General features: G+C 71.8%; 19 protein-coding genes. 13 read left to right on the top strand and 6 right to left on the bottom strand.

Annotation, left to right across the window (positions count from 1 at the left end; all coding sequences use genetic code 11):
• The first annotated feature begins 161 nt into the window (after nt 1-161).
• Together ACWF79_RS19870 and ACWF79_RS19865 are read left to right on the top strand one after the other, a co-directional pair.
• Nucleotides 162-737, top strand: coding sequence for a histidine phosphatase family protein (locus ACWF79_RS19870; protein ID WP_453729414.1), 576 nt, complete (start codon nt 162-164; stop codon nt 735-737).
• 60 nt (nt 738-797) lie between these two features.
• On the top strand, nt 798-1958 hold the full coding sequence (locus ACWF79_RS19865) for a methyltransferase (protein WP_453729413.1): 1161 nt from the start codon (nt 798-800) through the stop codon (nt 1956-1958).
• A gap of 135 nt (nt 1959-2093) precedes the next feature.
• Here ACWF79_RS19865 and ACWF79_RS19860 read toward each other — a convergent pair whose 3' ends face one another.
• Nucleotides 2094-3695: an ABC-F family ATP-binding cassette domain-containing protein gene (locus tag ACWF79_RS19860; protein ID WP_453729412.1), complete on the bottom strand. Its 1602-nt coding sequence runs from the start codon at nt 3693-3695 to the stop codon at nt 2094-2096.
• A 93-nt stretch (nt 3696-3788) separates the two neighbouring features.
• On the bottom strand, nt 3789-4349 hold the full coding sequence (locus ACWF79_RS19855) for a sigma factor-like helix-turn-helix DNA-binding protein (RefSeq protein WP_453729411.1): 561 nt from the start codon (nt 4347-4349) through the stop codon (nt 3789-3791).
• Between the two features lie 304 nt (nt 4350-4653).
• Between ACWF79_RS19855 and ACWF79_RS19850 the strand changes: the two genes are divergently transcribed.
• A complete protein-coding gene (locus tag ACWF79_RS19850) occupies nt 4654-5037 on the top strand; it encodes a helix-turn-helix transcriptional regulator (RefSeq protein WP_453729488.1) in 384 nt (127 codons plus the stop codon).
• 82 nt (nt 5038-5119) lie between these two features.
• Nucleotides 5120-5536 carry a VOC family protein gene (locus ACWF79_RS19845; protein WP_315895851.1) on the top strand — a complete coding sequence of 139 codons (417 nt, stop codon included), beginning with the start codon at nt 5120-5122 and terminating at the stop codon, nt 5534-5536.
• Between the two features lie 122 nt (nt 5537-5658).
• Here ACWF79_RS19845 and ACWF79_RS19840 read toward each other — a convergent pair whose 3' ends face one another.
• The 3 genes from ACWF79_RS19840 to ACWF79_RS19830 form a co-directional block, all read right to left on the bottom strand.
• A complete protein-coding gene (locus ACWF79_RS19840; RefSeq protein ID WP_453729410.1) occupies nt 5659-6159 on the bottom strand; it encodes a DUF3291 domain-containing protein in 501 nt (166 codons plus the stop codon).
• Between the two features lie 32 nt (nt 6160-6191).
• Complete coding sequence (locus ACWF79_RS19835) at nt 6192-6875, bottom strand: helix-turn-helix transcriptional regulator (RefSeq protein WP_453729409.1); 684 nt, start codon at nt 6873-6875, stop codon at nt 6192-6194.
• A gap of 67 nt (nt 6876-6942) precedes the next feature.
• Nucleotides 6943-7812 (bottom strand): AraC family transcriptional regulator, encoded by an 870-nt coding sequence (locus ACWF79_RS19830; RefSeq protein ID WP_453729408.1) that lies wholly within the window; start codon nt 7810-7812, stop codon nt 6943-6945.
• 135 nt (nt 7813-7947) lie between these two features.
• On the opposite strand from ACWF79_RS19830, the gene argC reads away from it, so the two are divergent.
• Genes argC through ACWF79_RS19805 form a run of 5 tightly spaced genes read left to right on the top strand, consistent with a single transcriptional unit; the run spans nt 7948 to nt 12811 of the window.
• Nucleotides 7948-8976, top strand: coding sequence for an N-acetyl-gamma-glutamyl-phosphate reductase (gene argC / locus ACWF79_RS19825; RefSeq protein WP_453729407.1), 1029 nt, complete (start codon nt 7948-7950; stop codon nt 8974-8976).
• Nucleotides 8973-10148 (top strand): bifunctional glutamate N-acetyltransferase/amino-acid acetyltransferase ArgJ, encoded by a 1176-nt coding sequence (argJ, locus tag ACWF79_RS19820; protein ID WP_453729406.1) that lies wholly within the window; start codon nt 8973-8975, stop codon nt 10146-10148. The genes argC and argJ overlap by 4 nt, the downstream gene beginning before the upstream one ends.
• Nucleotides 10145-11071, top strand: coding sequence for an acetylglutamate kinase (gene argB, locus ACWF79_RS19815; protein ID WP_453729405.1), 927 nt, complete (start codon nt 10145-10147; stop codon nt 11069-11071). The genes argJ and argB overlap by 4 nt, the downstream gene beginning before the upstream one ends.
• The gene (locus ACWF79_RS19810) at nt 11068-12267 is read left to right on the top strand and encodes an acetylornithine transaminase (protein WP_453729404.1); all 1200 of its coding nucleotides are present in this window, start codon (nt 11068-11070) and stop codon (nt 12265-12267) included. The genes argB and ACWF79_RS19810 overlap by 4 nt, the downstream gene beginning before the upstream one ends.
• A gap of 7 nt (nt 12268-12274) precedes the next feature.
• Entirely contained in the window at nt 12275-12811 is a 537-nt protein-coding gene (locus ACWF79_RS19805; RefSeq protein WP_453729403.1) for an arginine repressor, read from the top strand.
• 59 nt (nt 12812-12870) lie between these two features.
• On the opposite strand, the gene ACWF79_RS19800 is transcribed toward ACWF79_RS19805, so the two are convergent.
• Nucleotides 12871-13461, bottom strand: a complete 591-nt coding sequence (locus ACWF79_RS19800; protein ID WP_453729402.1) for a pyridoxamine 5'-phosphate oxidase family protein — start codon at nt 13459-13461, stop codon at nt 12871-12873.
• 298 nt (nt 13462-13759) lie between these two features.
• Between ACWF79_RS19800 and ACWF79_RS19795 the strand changes: the two genes are divergently transcribed.
• The 4 genes from ACWF79_RS19795 (at nt 13760) to ACWF79_RS19780 (ending at nt 18765) form a co-directional block, all read left to right on the top strand.
• Entirely contained in the window at nt 13760-14953 is a 1194-nt protein-coding gene (locus tag ACWF79_RS19795) for an argininosuccinate synthase (RefSeq protein ID WP_453729401.1), read from the top strand.
• 82 nt (nt 14954-15035) lie between these two features.
• On the top strand, nt 15036-16463 hold the full coding sequence (gene argH, locus ACWF79_RS19790; RefSeq protein ID WP_453729400.1) for an argininosuccinate lyase: 1428 nt from the start codon (nt 15036-15038) through the stop codon (nt 16461-16463).
• A gap of 209 nt (nt 16464-16672) precedes the next feature.
• Entirely contained in the window at nt 16673-17224 is a 552-nt protein-coding gene (locus tag ACWF79_RS19785) for a TetR/AcrR family transcriptional regulator (protein WP_453729399.1), read from the top strand.
• Nucleotides 17221-18765, top strand: a complete 1545-nt coding sequence (locus ACWF79_RS19780) for an MFS transporter (RefSeq protein ID WP_453729398.1) — start codon at nt 17221-17223, stop codon at nt 18763-18765. Before ACWF79_RS19785 ends, ACWF79_RS19780 begins: the two co-directional genes overlap by 4 nt.
• Nucleotides 18766-18801 lie beyond the last annotated feature (36 nt).

The raw sequence follows: 18801 nt of genomic DNA, 5'->3' as shown, positions 1-18801 counted from the left end.
GCGCACGGTCTGTACGAGAAGGCCGGATTCGATCCCCGGCGGAACCAGGACAAGTGGAGGGTTGCCGGACAGCACCGGCCCCGGGCCCGCCCACGGCTGTGACCGGAGCCCGCGCATATGCCCTCTTGACCTGCCAGGCGTCCGGCCTCACGATCGCGGCCATGGGTCTACGGGTCACGCTCGTCGCAGCGGCGCGCAGCTCCTCCCTGCTCGCCGAGCGCTTCGACGACGACCGGCCGCTCGACGAGGCCGGCTGGTACGAGGTTCAACTCGCCGCGCACTCACTGGTCCCGCTCGGCGCGGCCGAGCTGCGCTACTGCTCCCCGACGCCCCGCAGCCGGGCCACCGGCACCGCGCTCGGTTACGCCCCGCTCGCCCAGCCCGCCCTGCGCGACTGCGACATGGGCCGCTGGCGCGGGCTGACCCTCGCGGAGGTCGCGGCGCTCGAACCCGCCGCCGTCGACGCCTGGCTCAGCGACCCGCGCATCGCCCCGCACGGCGGTGAGACCCTTCTCGCCTTCATCTCCCGGATAGGGGGCTGGCTCGACACCCGCCCCGCCGACGACGGCGCCATCGTCGCCGTCGCCGAACCCTCCGTCGTCCGGGCCGCCCTCGTCTACGCGCTGAAGGCGCCGCCCGCCACGTTCTGGAGCGTGGACGTCCGCCCGCTGTCCACGGTCACACTCACCGGCCGCCCCGGCCTCTGGCACCTCCACCTCCAGGCGGCCGTCGGCTAGGGGGTGTCGCCTCCGTCGTGGCGTAGGCGGGGGGCGGCGACCGGCTAGCCTGAGGGCACGATGAACCGTTTGACCACGTCATGGGGCGACTTCCCGCTCACCCGCTTCCCCGAGGACCCGCGCGACCCGCTCCGTGCCTGGGACGCGTCCGACGAGTACCTGCTGCGCCACCTGGCCGAGACGGACACCGACCTGTCCGGCACGGTCGCCGTCGTCGGCGACCGCTGGGGCGCCCTCGTCACGGTGCTCGCCGCCCGCCGTCCCGGCACGCTCGCGCAGATCTCCGACTCCTACCTCGGCCGCCGGGCGACCGCCGAGAACCTGGCCCGCTCCGGGGTCGCGCCGGACGCGGTCGGGCTCCTCACCACCCAGGACGCGCCGCCCGAGCGGATCGACGTGCTGCTCGTCCGCGTCCCCAAGAGCCTCGCGCTCCTGGAGGACCAGCTGCACCGGCTCGCGCCCGCCCTGCACGAGGGCACCGTGGTCGTCGGGACCGGCATGGTCAAGGAGATCCACACCTCCACGCTCCAGCTCTTCGAGTCGATCCTCGGCCCCACCCGCACCTCGCTCGCCGTCAAGAAGGCCCGGCTGATCCTCTGCACCCCGGACCCCGCGCGGGAGCGGGCCGCGAACCCGTGGCCGTACCGCTACGACCTCCCCGGCGACGCCGGAATCGTCGCAGGGCGGACCGTCGTCAACCAGGCCGGGATCTTCTGTGCCGACCGCCTCGACATCGGCACCCGCTTCTTCCTCAAGCATCTGCCGACCGGCCTCGGCAGCGCCCGCGTCGTGGACCTGGGCTGCGGCAACGGCGTCGTCGGACTGGCCGTCGCCCTCGCCGAGCCCGAGGCCGATTTGGTCTTCGCCGACGAGTCGTACCAGGCCGTCGCCTCGGCCGAGGAGAACTTCCGTACCCACGCCGTGCCGCCCGGCCGCACCGCCGCGTTCGTGGTCGGCGACGGCACGGCCGAGCTCGCCACGGAGTCCGTCGACCTCGTCCTGAACAACCCGCCCTTCCATAGTCACCAGGCCACGACCGACCGCACCGCCCGCCGGATGTTCACCGACGCGCGGCGCGTCCTGCGGCCGGGCGGCGAGCTGTGGGTGGTGGGCAACCGGCACCTCGGCTATCACGTCACCCTGCGCCGGATCTTCGGCTCCTGCGAACTGGTCGCGAGCGACCCGAAGTTCGTGGTGCTGCGCGCGGTCAAGCGGTCCTGATTCCGAGGGGCTCCGCTCGCGGGCGCACGAGAGGGCGCGGGCGCGGGCAACGGGGTGAGGGCAGCGGGGTGAGGGCGCAGGCAACGGGGTGAGGGACATGGCGCTGCCCCACCCCGCGCCCTCGGGCCGCTGCCGTCAGGCCAGGGCGACGAGGTCCCGGTACTCCTCGCTCCACAGGTCCTCGTCGCCGTCCGGGAGCAGCAGCACCCGGTCAGGGCGTAGCGCGTCGATCGCCCCCTCGTCGTGCGTGACCATCACGATCGCGCCCGGGTAGGTGCCGACGGCCGCCAGGACCTCGTCGCGGGAGGCGGGGTCCAGGTTGTTCGTCGGCTCGTCGAGCAGCAGGACGTTGGCGCCCGAGTGCACCAGACCGGCCAGCGCGAGGCGCGTCTTCTCGCCGCCCGACAGCACTCCGGCCGGCTTGTCGGCGTCGTCGCCCCGGAACAGGAACGCCCCGAGGACCCGCCGTACCTCACCGTCCGTCAGATGAGGCGCCGCCGCGGACAGGTTCGCGCGGACCGTGCGGCCGCGGTCGAGCGTGTCGTGCTCCTGGGCGAAGTAGCCGATCCGCAGACCGTGCCCGCGCACCACCCGCCCCGCGTCGGGTGCCTCCACACCCGCGAGCAGCCGCAGCAGCGTCGTCTTGCCCGCGCCGTTGAGGCCGAGCACGACGAGGCGGCTGCCCCGGTCCACGGCGAGGTCGACGCCGTCGAGGACCGGGCGCCCCTCCCCGTAGGACTTGGTCAGCGACACCGCGCCCAGCGGCATCCGGCCGCACGGCGCGGGCTCGGGCAGCCGGATCCGTGCCACGCGCTCGGCCTGCCGCACGGGATCGAGCCCGTCGAACAGCCGGTCGGCGCGGCGCGCCATGCTCCGGGCCGTCGTCGCCGTCGCCGAGCGCGCCTTCATCCTGTCCGCCTGGGCGTGCAGCGAGGCCGCCTTGCGTTCGGCGTGCGAACGCTCGCGGGCCCGGCGGCGCTCGTCGGCGTCCCGCCGCGCGAGGTACTGCGCCCAGCCGGTGTTGTGCACGTCGATGGTGGCGCGCGCCGGATCGAGGTGGAAGACCCGGTTGACCGTGTCGGCCAGGAGCGCCACGTCGTGGCTGATCAGCACGAGGCCGCCCTGGTGGGCGGCGAGGAAGCCGCGCAGCCAGCCGATCGAGTCGGCGTCCAGGTGGTTGGTGGGCTCGTCGAGCAGCAGGGTGCCCTCGCGGCCGTGCCCGGCGAACAGGATCCTGGCCAGCTCGACCCGGCGCTTCTGGCCGCCGGAGAGCGTGCCGACGGCCCGGTCCATGACCTCGGTGGGCAGTCCGAGTCCGGCCGCGACCCGGGCGGCCTCGGCCTCGGCGGCGTACCCGCCTCGCGCCTCGAACTCCGCCTCGGCGCGGGCGTACGCGGCCATGCGCCGCTCGTCGGCGGCCCCGCCGAGCGCGACGGCGGCCGAATGGAGGTCGCGTACGGCCCGGTCGAGGCCGCGCGCGGAGAGGATCCGGTCGGTGACGGACACGGTGGGGTCGGCGGCGCGGGAGTCCTGCGCGAGATGGCCGATCGAACCGGTACGGGTGAGGGTTCCGGCGGCCGGCGGGCGCAGCCCGGCCAGGGTGTCGAGGAGGGTGGTCTTCCCGGCTCCGTTGCGGCCGACGAGGCCGATCCGGTCGCCGGGGGCGACGTGGAAGGAGAGGTCGGACAGCAGGAGCCGGGCGCCGGCGCGCACGTCGGCACCACGAACGGTGATCATGGGGTAACGCTCCGAAAAAGCAGAAGGACACACGGGTGGCGTGGGAGTGGGTCCTTGAGCTAGGAAATTCGGGGCGTAGACATGCGATCCAGGCTAGCGGAGGCCTCGTTCCGGGCGCATGTGAGTTTCCGCGGCGCCTCCTCGGACGCGCCGCCGGGCGCCCTGGGCGAGTCGCGCCGCCTCCGCGGTCGTACGGCCGGTGAGGCGGGCGACCTCGGGCAGCGGCAGGGCGAACAGGTCGTGCAGAACGAGGGCGAGCCGCTCGTCCGGGCTGAGCGAGTCCAGGACCACGAAGAGCGCCAGGCCGGTCCCGTCCGCGAGCGCGGCCGCCTCGGGAGTGACCGACACGGGTATCGCCTCCGGCACGGACATCGGCGCCGCCTTCGGTACGGGCATCGGGGTCGCCTTCGGTGCAGGCATCGGCGTCGGTGGCGGCACGGCCTGCGCCGTCGCCCGGGTCCGCAGCCGCTCCACGCACACCCGGGCGACCACCGTCGTCAGCCAGGAGTCGAGCCCTCCGAGCCCGGCCGCCGCTCTGGCCGTGCTCAGCGCCTCCTCGGCCTCGCGCCGCGAGCCCAGCATCAGCCGGGCGACGGCCCGCAGCCGCTCGTGGTGCAGGTCGAACTGCCCGGCCAGAAACGTGTCGTCATCCATGGGCCCTCACTCCTCCGCATCAGCCTTCGCAGCGATGACGCGACCGTCGAGGCCGATGTGACAGCGCTACAGCGGTGGCCGGCGGGGGGTGGGGCACGTGCGGCGCTTAGCGGGACGGCCGGCCGAGGCGGAGCGGGACGCCGGGGGAGTACAGGACGCTGGTGGCCCTGCCGCTTCCGCCGGCCGACCCTGCCGTCTCCTTCCTCCCCCTGTTTCCCGCCCCCCCGCTGTCACACCCGTCTGCGATGCTGATGTGGTGACGACGCTCGAAGACCTGGTGCGCCTGCGCCGCGCACGCGACGCGATGGACCGCGACTACGCGCAGCCGCTGGACGTCCCGGCGCTGGCGCGCATCGCCCTCATGTCGGCCGGGCACTTCTCCCGTAGCTTCCGTGCCGCCTTCGGCGAGACGCCGTACAGCTATCTGATGACCCGCCGCGTCGAGCGGGCGAAGGCGCTCCTGCGCCGTGGCGACCTGAGCGTCACGGAGGTCTGCTTCGCCGTGGGGTGTACGTCGCTGGGCTCGTTCAGCACGCGCTTCACCGAGCTGGTGGGCGAGAGCCCCAGCGCCTACCGGGCCCGCTGCCACGAGGCGGGCGCGCCGATCCCGGCCTGCCTGGCGAAGATCCACACGCGGCCGGTCAGAAACGCGACCCCCGCCGCGCAAGGACGGGCGACCGCCGGGTAGGGGCGGGCGACCGCCGGGTAAGGGCGAGGCGTCCGTGCGGGAAGCGAAGCGGAATCCGGCACCGCCTCCTATCGTCGGAGCCATGACCATCAAGCTCGCACAGTGCTTCATCGCGGTGGACGACCACGACAAGGCGCTCGCCTTCTACCGCGACGTCCTCGGCATGGAGGTCCGTAACGACGTCGGGTTCGAGGGGATGCGCTGGGTGACCGTCGGCTCGCCCGAGCAGCCCGACGTGGAGATCGTCCTCGAACCGCCGCTCGCCGACCCCAACGCCTCGCCCGCGGACCGCCAGGCCATGGCGGAGCTCCTCGCGAAGGGCATGCTCCGAGGGGTGATCTTCCAGACGGACGACTGCGACGCCACCTTCGAGCGCATCCGCGCCGCCGGCGGCGAGGTCCTCCAGGAGCCGGCCGATCAGCCCTACGGCGTCCGCGACTGCGCCTTCCGCGACCCTTCCGGGAACATGCTCCGCTTCAACCAGCCCCGCACCGCCTGACCGTCCGCCGACGGGCGGTCGGCTGCCCTCGGGCGGGCCGCCTGGCGCCGCGCGGCACCTACCTGCCCTTCCCCCCGGCTGAGCCGGAGGCGGTCACGGCCCGGATCGCCGCCGGCCAGAAGTCAGGTGGTCGACGGCAGGGCCTGAAGGTGCTCGGCGGCCTCGGTGGCGGTGTACGAGGAGGCGAAGGTGAACGCCCGCGGGGACGGCCCGTGCGCCCGCAGTTCGGCCAGCCGCTCCAGGGCCTCGCCGACGCTCGGGATGTGCCCGGCGGGTACCCACCACAGCACCAGGTGCGCCTCGACGTGCCGCTCGAACCATTCGCGCCGCCGCCGCATCACCTCCAGATGACCGCTGCGGTAGGCGAAGTCCCACAGGGCGTCCTGGGTCTCCCACACCGACAGGTTCACGATGACGTTCTCGCCCGCCGGGCGCAGGCCCGTGGCGTCGGGTGCCCCCTCCTCCACGAGGCGCCACACGAAGCCGGGCGCTCCGTCGGCCGCTGCGTTGACCGGATCGAGCATCTCGACGAACGGCGCCACGCGGGGGTCGTCGAGCGGGTGGCGGAGCGTGGCGACGTTGAGCTGGGCGAGGTGGGCGACGGCATGCGCGGGTGAGGTCATGGCGTCATCCCAGCACGTCCCGCTTTTCTATGTCAATCACCGTTGTTTTTAGAGGTCTCGACGACGACGCAGCATTCGCCAGGCCGGGCGTCCATGCGGGCGCGGACGGGGCCGTCCGTGCCGAGCAGCCCTTCCAGCAGGGCGAGGTTCATGCCGCAGACGAGGGGCGGGAAGCGTTCTGCGACGGCGTGGAAGGGGCAGTTGCGCATCCGTACGACGGGCGCGGGTCCCTCGGGGTCCAGGCTCTCCGCGCCTTCCAGGTGCGGTTCGTACCCGCGCTCGGCCAGCGCCTTCATGGCCTCGTCGAGGTCGCCGCAGGGCGCCGCCGAGCCGCGCAGGGCCTCACCTCGGCGGCGGGCGGCCGCGCAGAGCCCGGCGTCGAGCCCGGCCTGCTCGGCGGCCTCGGCGAGCAGCTCGGCGGCGGTGCGGTAGTCGCGGGCGGGCAGTGCCACCGACCACTCGGCCGTCGCCCGCGTGTACACCTTGGCGGGACGGCCGGCCCCCGGCCCCGAGCGCCCGGTCAGCCGCCTGCTGCCGCTCTCCAGGAGTCCGGCCTCGGTCAGCCGGTCCAGATGGTGCGCGGCCAGCGTGCGCGCCACCCCGGCCGCCTCGGCGGCCTCGTTCCGGCCGACCTCGCGGCCCTGTGCCGCCACGTACTCGTACAGGCGGCGCCGTACCGGGTCCTGCAACATTGCGATCGCGTCGATGTGTTCCACCTGCCCATGCTACGAACAACGCAGGTTGGAGATAGAAGCGCGCGCGCTCACCGCGTTCGGTGGTGCGTCACGCCGGTTCGACGGGCAGCCACAGCTCGCAGGTCGCGGTCGTGAAGTCGTCCGCGCGCTCGAGGGTGGCGACGATCGAGGGTCCCGGTCGCAGCCGCCAGGGGTTGGAGGGGAACCAGTCGGTCGCGGTCGCCGCCCAGGCCGTCTGCAGGGCCTGCGGGTGCGGTCCGCTGGTACGGAAGACCGCCCACATCCCGTCCGGCACCTCGATGGCGTCGAGATCGTCCGGGGCGGGTGTGTCCCGGCCTACCGCGACTCCGTGGAGGTACGTCAGTTCGCTGCCCTCCGTGCCGTCGGGATCGAGGTCGTCGCTCACCTGCAGCAGGCCTCCCGGTTCGGTGTCGCCGAGGGTCTTCAGCCTCAGGTGCTCCTCCTGCGGCAGTGCGGCGATGTGCTCCTGGATGTGCGGGTTGACGCCCTGGTGGATGAGCGGGACCCGGGTGGCGTGTCCGACCAGCCGGAACGCGGGTCGGTCGACGATGCGGGTGTCCATGGGGATGCTCCCTTCGACGGTCAGGCGGAACCTGAGCTGCGGTTGTGTGCGCAAGGGGCCTCCGTCGCGACGTACGTCACCGGGGCCGGCGCCGTGGACCGCCCGGAACGCACGTCCGAACGCTTCACCGGAGCCGTAGCCGTGGCGGACCGCGATGCTCAGCAGATCCCCCTCGCCCCGGACGACGTCGGCGGCGGCAACGGTCATGCGCCGCCGGCGCACGTACTCCGACAGCGGCATGCCGGCCAGGGACGAGAACATCCGGCGCAGGTGGTACTCGGTCGTGCCGAGCCTCCCCGCCAGGCCGGCGACGTCGGGCTCCTCCGCGAGGTTCTCCTCGACGAGAGCGACGAGCTGGTTGAGTGCCGAGATCACGAGGCCTCCTTTCGACTCCCACCCTGACAGCAGGAGGCCCGGCCCCACCCGACCGATGCGAACCGATGCGATCATGCGTCTTTGCATAAAACTGCGGCGACACGTATAGTCATGCCATCGATGAGGAGGGTTCTGATGACGGTACGAGCAGCAGTGGCGGGTGCGAGCGGATACGCGGGCGGAGAGCTCCTGCGTCTCCTCCTCGCCCACCCCCACGTCGAGATCGGCACCCTGACCGGCCACTCCAACGCCGGTCAGCGGCTCGGCGGCCTTCAGCCGCACCTGCTCCCGCTCGCCGACCGCGTCCTCGCGCCGACCACCGCCGAGTCGCTGGCCGGTCACGACGTCGTCTTCCTCGCGCTCCCGCACGGGCAGTCCGCCGCCGTGGCCGAGCAGCTCGGCCCGGACGTCCTCGTCGTCGACATGGGCGCGGACTTCCGGCTCGAGAACTCCGCCGACTGGGAGACCTTCTACGGGTCCCCGCACGCCGGCACCTGGCCCTACGGTCTCCCGGAACTGCCGGGTGCCCGCGCCGCGCTGGAGGGGTCCAAGCGCATCGCGGTACCCGGTTGCTACCCCACCGCCGTCTCCCTCGCGCTCCTCCCCGCGTACGAGAACGGCCTCGCCGAGCCGGAAGCCGTGATCGTCGCCGCCACCGGCACCTCCGGCGCGGGCAAGGCCCTCAAGCCGCACCTGCTCGGCAGCGAGGTCATGGGCTCCATGTCCCCGTACGGCGTGGGCGGCGGCCACCGGCACACCCCCGAGATGATCCAGAACCTCAGCGCCGCGGCCGGCGAGCGCGTCGGTGTCTCCTTCACGCCGACCCTCGCGCCCATGGCCCGCGGCATCCTCGCCACCTGCTCCGTCAAGGCGAAGCCCGGCGTCACCGCCCAGACCGTACGCGCCGCGTACGAGAAGGCCTACGCGGACGAGCCCTTCGTCCATCTGCTCCCCGAGGGGCAGTGGCCCGCCACGGCGTCCGTATACGGTTCCAACGCCGTTCAGATCCAGGTCGCCCACGACGTCGCCGCGGGCCGGATCATCGCGATCAGCGCCATCGACAACCTGACCAAGGGCACCGCCGGCGGCGCGGTGCAGAGCATGAACATCGCCCTCGGGCTCCCCGAGGACACCGGACTTTCCACGATTGGAGTCGCTCCATGAGCGTCACCGCAGCGAAGGGATTCACGGCAGCGGGCATCGCCGCCGGGATCAAGGAGAACGGCAACCCGGACCTGGCCCTCGTGGTCAACACCGGGCCGCGCCGCGCCGCCGCGGGAGTCTTCACCTCCAACCGCGTCAAGGCCGCACCGGTGCTCTGGTCCCAGCAGGTGCTGACCACGGGCGAGCTGACCGCCGTCGTCCTCAACTCCGGCGGCGCCAACGCCTGTACGGGCCCGCAGGGCTTCCAGGACACCCACGCCACGGCCGAGAAGGTCGCCGAGGTGCTCACCGCGAAGGGCCTGGCGGGCACGGACGTCGGCGCCGGTGAGGTCGCCGTCGCCTCCACCGGTCTCATCGGTCTTCTGCTCCCCATGGACAAGGTCCTGCCCGGCGTCGAGAAGGCGGCGGGCGAACTCTCCGAGCACGGCGGCGAGAAGGCCGCCATCGCCATCATGACGACGGACTCCGTCCACAAGACCTCCGTCGTCACCCGGGACGGCTGGACGGTCGGCGGCATGGCCAAGGGCGCGGGCATGCTCGCCCCCGGCCTCGCCACCATGCTCGTCGTCCTCACCACCGACGCCGACGTCGACTGCAAGGACCTCGACACCGCCCTGCGGCAGTCCACCAAGGTCACCTTCGACCGCGTCGACTCCGACGGCTGCATGTCCACCAACGACACCGTCCTCCTCCTGGCCTCCGGCGCCTCCGGAACGACCCCGGACCAGACGGACTTCGCCGAGGCCGTGACCGTCGTCTGCCAGGACCTCGCCCGCCAGCTCATCGGCGACGCCGAAGGTGCCAGCAAGGACATCCGTATCGAGGTGATCAACGCCGCGACCGAGGACGACGCCGTCGAGGTGGGCCGCTCCATCGCCCGGAACAACCTCCTCAAGTGCGCCATCCACGGCGAGGACCCCAACTGGGGCCGAGTGCTCTCCGCCATCGGCACCACCAGCGCCGCCTTCGACCCCGACCAGCTGAACGTCGCCATCAACGGCGTCTGGGTCTGCCGGAACGGCTCGGTCGGCGAGGACCGCGACCTCGTCGACATGCGTTACCGCGAGGTCAGCATCACCGCCGACCTCGCCGCCGGCTCCGAGACGGCCGTCATCTGGGCCAACGACCTCACCGCCGACTACGTCCACGAGAACAGCGCGTACTCGTCATGAGCGACAAGACCGACCAGAACCCGACCCGTAAGCACACCGCGCTTCCCAAGGCCGAGATCCTCATCGAGGCGCTGCCGTGGCTGACCCGTCACCACGGCAAGACGGTCGTCATCAAGTTCGGTGGCAACGCGATGATCGACGACGAGCTCAAGGCGGCCTTCGCCCAGGACGTCGTCTTCCTGCGCCACGCCGGTCTCAAGCCGGTCGTCGTGCACGGCGGCGGCCCGCAGATCAGCGCCGCGCTCGACCGGCACGGCATCGTCAGCGAGTTCAAGGCCGGGCTGCGCGTCACCACCGAGGACGCCATGGACGTCGTACGGATGGTGCTCGCCGGCCAGGTCCAGCGCGAGCTCGTCGGCCTGCTCAACCAGCACGGCCCGTTCGCCGTCGGAATGACCGGCGAGGACGCCCACACCATCACGGCCACCAAGCACCAGCCGGTGATCGAGGGCGAGCAGGTCGACATCGGCCGGGTCGGCGAGATCACCGCCATCGACACCGGCGCCATCGAGGCGCTCCTGGAGGACGGCCGGATCCCGGTCATCTCCTCCATCGCCCGCTCCGAGGACGACGGACATGTCTACAACGTCAATGCTGATACGGCGGCTGCGGCTCTCGCTGCGGCGCTGGACGCCGAGACCCTGATGGTCCTGACCGACGTCGAGGGCCTCTACGAGGACTGGCCGAACAGCGACGAGGTCATCAGCCGGCTCACCGCGAGCCAGCTGGAGAAGCTCCTGCCCGAGCTCTCCAGCGGGATGGTCCCCAAGATGGAGGGCTGTCTGCACGCCGTACGGAACGGGGTCACCACGGCCCGTGTGATCGACGGCCGCGTCCAGCACTCGATCCTGCTGGAGATCTTCACCGACTCGGGCATCGGCACGATGGTCGTGCCCGACCAGACCACGGGGGACGGGGCATGAGCAACGCGGAACTGACTCAGCGGTGGCAGGGCTCGCTGATGGACAACTACGGCACGCCGAAGCTGTCCCTCGTGCGCGGCGAGGGCGTGAAGGTCTGGGACGCGGACGGAACCGCGTACCTCGACCTCGTCGGCGGCATCGCGGTCAACGCGCTCGGCCACGCCCACCCGGCGATCGTCGAGGCCGTGTCGCGGCAGATCGCCTCCCTCGGCCATGTCTCCAACCTCTTCGTCGCCGAGCCGCCCGTCGCGCTCGCCGAGCGGCTCCTGCAGCTCTTCGGCCGGCCGGGCCGGGTCTTCTTCTGCAACTCCGGCGCCGAGGCCAACGAAGGCGCCTTCAAGATCGGCCGGCTGACCGGCCGTACCCACATGGTCGCCACCCAGGGCGGCTTCCACGGCCGGACCATGGGCTCGCTCGCCCTCACCGGCCAGCCCGGCAAGCAGACCCCGTTCCTGCCGCTGCCCGGCGATGTCACGCACGTGCCGTACGGAGACGTCGAGGCGCTGCGCGCCGCGGTCACCGAGGAGACCGCGCTGCTGATCATCGAGCCGATCCAGGGCGAGAACGGCGTGGTCGTACCGCCCGCCGGCTACCTCCAGGCCGCCCGCGAGATCACCCGCGCCACCGGCACCCTCCTCGTCCTCGACGAGGTCCAGACGGGCATCGGCCGCACCGGCCACTGGTTCGAGTACCAGGGCCACGACGGGGTCGACCCGGACATCGTGACCCTCGCCAAGGGCCTCGGCGGCGGGCTGCCGCTCGGCGCGACCGTCGCCTTCGGCCCGGCGGCCGAGCTCTTCAAGCCCGGTCACCACGGCACGACCTTCGGTGGGAACCCGGTCGCCTGCGCCGCCGGACTGGCCGTGATCGACACCCTCGCGGCGGACGGAACCCTCGACGAGGTCAAGCGGCTGGGCGAGAAGCTGCGGAGCGGAATCGAGGGTCTGAACCACCCTCTGGTCTCCCATGTCCGTGGTGCGGGCCTCCTGCTGGGTATCGTGCTCACCGAGTCCCTCGCGCCCCAGGTGCAGCAGGCGGCTCAGGACGCCGGACTTCTCGTGAACGCGCCCGCCCCCGATGTCGTACGGCTCATGCCGGCACTGATCATCACCGACACGGAGGTGGACGCGTTCCTGGCAGCGCTGCCCGGTGTCCTCGACGGAGCGGTGAACGGGGAAGGACGAACCGGAGAATGAGACGACGATGACCGACGCGCAGGAAACCGAGCACGGAGGCCCGTCCGTTCCGCAGACCCGGACCGCACGCCACCGCAGGATCGTCGACATCCTCAACCGGCAGCCGGTGCGCTCGCAGAGCCAGCTCGCCAAGCTCCTCGCGGACGACGGGCTGAGCGTCACCCAGGCGACGCTCTCCCGTGACCTCGACGAGCTCGGCGCGGTGAAGATCCGCAACACGGGCGGCGAGCTCATCTACGCGGTGCCCAGCGAGGGCGGGTTCCGCACCCCGCAGGCGCCGCTCGGCGAGTCCGCCAAGGAGGAGCGCATGCGGCGCCTCTCCGGCGAACTGCTGATCTCCGCCGAGGCCTCCGCCAACCTGGTGGTCCTGCGGACCCCGCCGGGCGCGGCCCAGTTCCTCGCCTCGGCCATCGACCAGGCCGAACTCCACGCCATCCTCGGGACGATCGCGGGGGACGACACGCTGCTGCTGATCTCCCGCGACCCGGTGGGCGGCCAGGCCCTCGCCGACCACCTGCTCCGGCTGGCCCAGAACGACCGCTAGTCGCTCGGGCGGCGGCCGGTACCCAAGGGGACCGGCCGCCGCCGGCTACGCACCCGGACCTACGGCCGGGGGAGCGGCGGGAGCGGGAGCGGCAGCCCCGGCAGCCCGTCGAGGCTTTCGGCGATGTGGTCCTTCTTCTCGAAGTACGCGCTCAGCGAGGCGTCGTCCTCGCGCGCGAACCGCCTCCCGTGCAGGTCGCGGTCCTCGTCGTACGTCATGAACGGCACGGCGTACCCGCAGGAGTCCCGGATCACGTCGGCCGTGACGACGATGATCGCGCGCAGCCCGTGGTCCGTGACGTCGATGCCCGGGAAGTGCGCCATGAGGCCCTCCCACCGCGGGTCGTCCCGGAAGACCGGCTCGCCGCGACCGTGCACCCGCACGATGTTCGGCGGCCCCTGGAAGGCGCACCACATGAGCGTGATGCGGCCGTTCTCGCGCAGATGCGCGACGGTCTCGGCGGTGGACCCGGCGAAGTCCAGGTAGGCGACGGTCCGTTCGTCGATGACGGCGAACGATCCGGTCAGCCCTTTGGGCGAGAGGTTGACGGTGCCGTCGGCGTCGAGCGGGGCGGTGGCGGTGAAGAAAAGGGGCTGGGCCTCGATGAATGCGCGGAGTCGTCCGTCGATGCGTTCGTACGTTTTTCCCATGGGTGCATTGTCTCCGAACGTCCGTGCGGAGCCAGGAGGGGGCCGACTCCGCAAGGGCCCCGCTGTGACGTTCCATCAGGCCGGGCATCTCCTGCGCCCGCTCTCGGCATGCGGCCGACGGCCCACCAGGCCCGGCCGACATCGCGGCACGGACCCAGCCGAGGGTCCTCCAGCAGCTCCTTGGCCCGGTCTCCGCGCAGTCACCGGGCTCCGACCAGCCGTTTTCCACTCGATTGACAAAACATACGGAGGACCGCATAGTTATACCCATCAGTGCTTGCAAGGTAAGGAGGAACCCGTGACCGAGCGTGTCGTACTCGCCTACTCCGGTGGCCTGGACACCTCCGTCGCCATCGGCTGGATCGCCGAGGAGACGGGCGCCGAGGTCATCGCGGTCGCCGTGGACGTCGGTCAGGGCGGCGAGGACCTGGACGTCATCCGCAAGCGCGCTCTCGCCTGCGGGGCCGTCGAGGCCGAGGTCGCGGACGCCAAGGACGAGTTCGCCGAGGAGTACTGCCTCCCGGCGATCAAGGCCAACGCCCTCTACATGGACCGCTACCCCCTCGTCTCCGCCCTCTCCCGGCCCGCCATCGTCAAGCACCTCGTCGCCGCCGCCCGGAAGCACGGCGCCGGGATCGTCGCCCACGGCTGCACCGGCAAGGGCAACGACCAGGTCCGCTTCGAGGCCGGCATCCAGGCCCTCGGCCCCGACCTGACCTGCATCGCCCCGGTCCGGGACTACGCCATGACCCGCGACAAGGCCATCGCCTTCGCGGAGAAGGCGGACCTGCCGATCGCGACCACCAAGAAGTCCCCGTACTCCATCGACCAGAACGTCTTCGGGCGCGCCGTCGAGACCGGGTTCCTGGAGGACATCTGGAACGGGCCGATCGAGGACATCTACGAGTACACCTCCAACCCGGCCACCCCGCGCGAGCCGGACGAGGTCGTCGTCTCCTTCAAGGCGGGCGTCCCGGTCGCGATCGACGGCAGGCCCGTCACCGTCCTCCAGGCGATCCAGCAGCTCAACGAGCGCGCCGGAGCCCAGGGCGTCGGCCGGATCGACATGGTCGAGGACCGGCTCGTCGGCATCAAGTCCCGCGAGGTGTACGAGGCTCCGGGCGCGATCGCCCTGATCACCGCCCACCAGGAGCTGGAGAACGTCACCGTCGAGCGCGAACTCGCCCGCTACAAGCGGCAGGTCGAGCAGCGCTGGGGCGAACTCGTCTACGACGGCCTCTGGTTCTCCCCGCTCAAGCGCGCGCTGGACGGCTTCATCGAAGAGGCCAACCAGCACGTCACCGGCGACATCCGGATGACCCTGCACGGTGGCCGCGCCGTCGTCACCGGCCGGAGGTCCGAGAAGTCGCTGTACGACTTCAACCTCGCGACCTACGACTCGGGCGACACCTTCGACCAGTCCAAGGCCCAGGGCTTCATCGACATCTTCGCCCTCTCCGCGAAGATCGCCGCCCGGCGTGACCTCGCGTAACCACGACTCGTTCCACAGCCGCCTCCCCACCACGGGACCGGGGAGGCGGCCTGTTCGTCCACCCTCTTGAGGAGCAGTAGCTGTGAGCAGCAACAACGGTGACGTCCGGCTCTGGGGCGGCCGTTTCGCCGACGGCCCGGCCGAGGCCCTGGCGAAGCTGTCCGCGTCGGTCCACTTCGACTGGCGCCTCGCGCCGTACGACATCGCCGGTTCCCGCGCCCACGCGCGCGTGCTCCACAAGGCCGGACTGCTCGACCAGGACGAGCTGACGCGCATGCTGGCCGGCCTCGACCAGCTCGAAGCCGACGTCACCGACGGGTCCTTCGTCGGCACGATCGCCGACGAGGACGTCCACACCGCCCTGGAGCGGGGCCTCCTGGAGCGCCTCGGCCCCGACCTCGGCGGCAAGCTGCGTGCCGGCCGGTCCCGCAACGACCAGGTCGCCACCCTCTTCCGGATGTACCTGCGTGACCACGCGCGGATCATCGGCGGCCTGATCGCCGACCTCCAGGACGCGCTCGTCGGCCTCGCCGAGGCCCACGCGGACGTCGCCATGCCGGGCCGGACCCACCTCCAGCACGCGCAGCCCGTGCTCTTCGCCCACCACGTCCTCGCCCACGTCCAGTCCCTCTCCCGGGACGCGGAGCGGCTGCGGCAGTGGGACACCCGCACCGCGGTCTCGCCGTACGGCTCCGGCGCCCTCGCCGGCTCCTCCCTCGGGCTCGACCCGGAGGCGGTCGCCAAGGACCTGGGCTTCGAGCGGGGCTCGGCGGGCAACTCCATCGACGGCACGGCCTCGCGCGACTTCGTCGCCGAGTTCGCCTTCATCACCGCGATGATCGGGGTCAACCTCTCCCGTATCGCGGAGGAGATCATCATCTGGAACACGAAGGAGTTCTCCTTCGTGACCCTGCACGACGCCTTCTCCACCGGCTCGTCGATCATGCCGCAGAAGAAGAACCCGGACATCGCGGAGCTGGCGCGCGGCAAGTCGGGCCGCCTCATCGGCAACCTGAGCGGCCTCATGGCCACCCTCAAGGCCCTCCCGCTCGCCTACAACCGCGACCTCCAGGAGGACAAGGAGCCGGTCTTCGACTCCTGCGACCAGCTGGAGGTCCTGCTGCCCGCCTTCACCGGCATGATGGCGACCCTCACCGTCAACCGGGAGCGCATGGAGGAGCTGGCCCCGGCCGGCTTCTCGCTCGCGACCGACATCGCCGAGTGGCTGGTCAAGCAGGGCGTGCCGTTCCGGGTGGCGCACGAGGTGGCCGGCGAGTGCGTGAAGGTCGCCGAGGCGGAGGGCAAGGAGCTGGACGAGCTCACGGACGACCAGTTCGCCAAGATCTCCGAGCACCTCACCCCGGAGGTCCGCACGGTCCTCAACGTCCCGGGCGCCCTCGCCTCCCGTAACGGCCGCGGCGGCACGGCCCCCTCGGCGGTCGCCGCCCAACTGGTCGAGGTCAAGGCGGACCTGGTGATCCAACACGCCTGGTCCACCGCCAAGCAGTAACCCCAGCATCCCCTACAGCGCCGCCGCCCAGCAGACAGGGCGGCGGCGAGCGAAGGCCCCGAGAGGGGCCTTTTCGTGTACCTGGGGCCAGTCGGCGAACCGCAAGCTCCGGCGGTCCGAGCCCCGGCGCAGCATTCCCTCCGCGCCCCGAATGAGGCGTCGATTTATCTAATGAGACAGCTACGTCTCATTCGGTGTATGGTTGTCTCATGTCAGTCGATCGCACCCAGGTGCTCCGCGCCGCCGCCGCCCTGCTCTCCCGGAAGTCGACCGCCACCATGGACGAGGTCGCCCGGGCCGCGGGCATCGGGCGGGCGACGCTGCATCGGCACTTCGCCGGGCGGGACGCGCTGGTCAGGGCGCTGGAGGCGATGGGTATCGAGGAGTTCGAGGCCGCCCTCGGCGCCGCGAACCTCGACGAGGGCCCGGCCGACGAGGCCATGCGGCGACTCGTCGCCGAATTCGAGCCCAACGCCCAGCTGCTGGCCTTCCTCGTCACTGAGAACCAGCTCTTCGAGGGCGATCACGTCAACGAGGGCTGGGCCCGGCTCGACGCACGCGTCAGCGACCTCTTCCGACGCGGCCAGGAAGAGGGCACCTTCCGGATCGACCTGAGCCCCGCGTGGCTCACCGAGGCCCTGTACGGCCTCGCCTCGTCCTGCGCCTGGGCCGTCATGGACGGCCGGGTCGCGGCCAAGGACTTCCAATACATGATCACCGAGCTGCTGCTCGGTGGCGCACGACGGAGCGTGGAGAAATGAGCGGCACCCGCCAACTGAACCCGACGACAGAGACCGAGGTGAAGAGCCCCGGCCGCTGGCTCGCCCTCTCCGTTCTCGTCCTCGCCGTGCTGCTGGTCGCCGTCGACGCCACCGTACTGGGCCTGGCGACGCCCGCCCTCAGCGAGGACCTGAAGCCGACCGGCACCCAGCTGCTCTGGATCGGCGACATCTACTCCTTCGTCATCGCCGGACTCCTCGTCTCCATGGGCTCCCTCGGCGACCGGATCGGCCGCAAGAAGCTGCTCCTGATCGGCGCGACCGCCTTCGGCGCCGTCTCGGTGCTCAACGCGTACGCCACCAGCCCCGAGATGATGATCGTCGCCCGCGCGCTCCTCGGCGTCGCCGGTGCCACGCTGATGCCGTCGACCCTCGCGCTGATCCGGAACATCTTCCACGACCCCAAGGAGCGCAGCCTCGCCATCGGCATCTGGGGCGCCACCGCCTCGGCCGGCGCGGCCGTCGGCCCGGTCGTCGGCGGAGCGCTGCTCCAGCACTTCTACTGGGGCTCGGTCTTCCTCATCAACCTGCCCGTCATGGCCGTCCTGGTCCTCGTCGGCATCAAGCTGCTGCCCGAGTCCAAGAACCCGGTCGCCGGCCCCTGGGACCTGGTCAGCGTCGGACTCTCGCTCGTCGGCGTCATCGGCGTGGTCTACGCCGTCAAGGAAGCCGCCTCCCACGGCCTGTCCTGGGAGATCGCAGCCGCCGTCGTCATCGGCGCCGGCGCGCTGTGGGCCTTCGTACGCCGTCAGCACCGGCTGACCGCACCCCTCCTCGACATGCGGCTCTTCAAGCACCGGGGCTTCTCCGGCGCGGTCCTCGCCGACCTGCTCACTGTCTTCGGGCTGTCCGGACTGGTCTTCTTCCTCTCCCAGTTCCTCCAGCTCGTCCAGGGCCGTGAGCCGCTGGAGGCCGGTCTCGCCGAACTGCCCGCCGCCATCGGCGCGGTGGTCACCGGTCTGGTCGCGGGCCGGTACGCCCGGCGGTTCTCCGTACGAGGTGTGGTGGCCGGCGGTCTCGCGGCGATCGGGCTCGCCCTCGCCGTCATCACCGTGATCCACAAGGAGACCGGCTACCCGCTGCTCGGCGTCGCCCTCCTCGTCGTCGGCCTCGGCGCGGGGTTCTCGTTCACCGTCACGGCGGACGTGATCCTCTCCAGCGTGCCCAAGGAGCAGGCGGGTTCGGCCTCCGCGGTCTCCGAGACCGCGTACGAACTGGGCGCGGCGCTCGGCATCGCGCTCCTCGGCTCGATCGTCACCGGCGTCTACCAGGGCTTCGTGACCCCGGCGGGCGTCACCCCGGACGCCGCAGCGGCGGCGCACGAGTCCCTCGGCGGCGCGGTCGAGGCCTCCGCCGGCCTCGCCCCCGACTCGGCGAACGCCCTGGTGGCCACGGCCCAGGAGGCCTTCGTCGACGGACTGAACATCGCGGCGGGAGTCGGCGCGGCCGTCCTCCTCGCGACAGCGGTCGCGGCCTGGTTCCTCCTGAAGGGCCAGAAGCTCGAAGAGGGCATCGAGCACTGACGGCATACGGAAAGGGCCCCGCACGGCGATCTCGGC

This window comes from Streptomyces sp. NPDC054975, from assembly GCF_053609105.1.
Note: the sequence above shows the minus strand (reverse complement) of the source record. Positions and strands in the feature narration are given on the sequence as shown.

Excerpts from the sequence above, each read along its gene's own strand:
- ACWF79_RS19870 (WP_453729414.1), top strand. The coding sequence starts at position 162 with ATGGGTCTACGGGTCACGCTCGTCGCAGCGGCGCGCAGCTCCTCCCTG.
- ACWF79_RS19865 (WP_453729413.1), top strand. The coding sequence starts at position 798 with ATGAACCGTTTGACCACGTCATGGGGCGACTTCCCGCTCACCCGCTTC.
- ACWF79_RS19860 (WP_453729412.1), bottom strand. The coding sequence starts at position 3,695 with ATGATCACCGTTCGTGGTGCCGACGTGCGCGCCGGCGCCCGGCTCCTG.
- ACWF79_RS19855 (WP_453729411.1), bottom strand. The coding sequence starts at position 4,349 with ATGGATGACGACACGTTTCTGGCCGGGCAGTTCGACCTGCACCACGAG.
- ACWF79_RS19850 (WP_453729488.1), top strand. The coding sequence starts at position 4,654 with ATGGACCGCGACTACGCGCAGCCGCTGGACGTCCCGGCGCTGGCGCGC.
- ACWF79_RS19845 (WP_315895851.1), top strand. The coding sequence starts at position 5,120 with ATGACCATCAAGCTCGCACAGTGCTTCATCGCGGTGGACGACCACGAC.
- ACWF79_RS19840 (WP_453729410.1), bottom strand. The coding sequence starts at position 6,159 with ATGACCTCACCCGCGCATGCCGTCGCCCACCTCGCCCAGCTCAACGTC.
- argC (WP_453729407.1), top strand. The coding sequence starts at position 7,948 with ATGACGGTACGAGCAGCAGTGGCGGGTGCGAGCGGATACGCGGGCGGA.
- argJ (WP_453729406.1), top strand. The coding sequence starts at position 8,973 with ATGAGCGTCACCGCAGCGAAGGGATTCACGGCAGCGGGCATCGCCGCC.
- argB (WP_453729405.1), top strand. The coding sequence starts at position 10,145 with ATGAGCGACAAGACCGACCAGAACCCGACCCGTAAGCACACCGCGCTT.
- ACWF79_RS19810 (WP_453729404.1), top strand. The coding sequence starts at position 11,068 with ATGAGCAACGCGGAACTGACTCAGCGGTGGCAGGGCTCGCTGATGGAC.
- ACWF79_RS19805 (WP_453729403.1), top strand. The coding sequence starts at position 12,275 with ATGACCGACGCGCAGGAAACCGAGCACGGAGGCCCGTCCGTTCCGCAG.
- ACWF79_RS19800 (WP_453729402.1), bottom strand. The coding sequence starts at position 13,461 with ATGGGAAAAACGTACGAACGCATCGACGGACGACTCCGCGCATTCATC.
- ACWF79_RS19785 (WP_453729399.1), top strand. The coding sequence starts at position 16,673 with ATGTCAGTCGATCGCACCCAGGTGCTCCGCGCCGCCGCCGCCCTGCTC.
- ACWF79_RS19780 (WP_453729398.1), top strand. The coding sequence starts at position 17,221 with ATGAGCGGCACCCGCCAACTGAACCCGACGACAGAGACCGAGGTGAAG.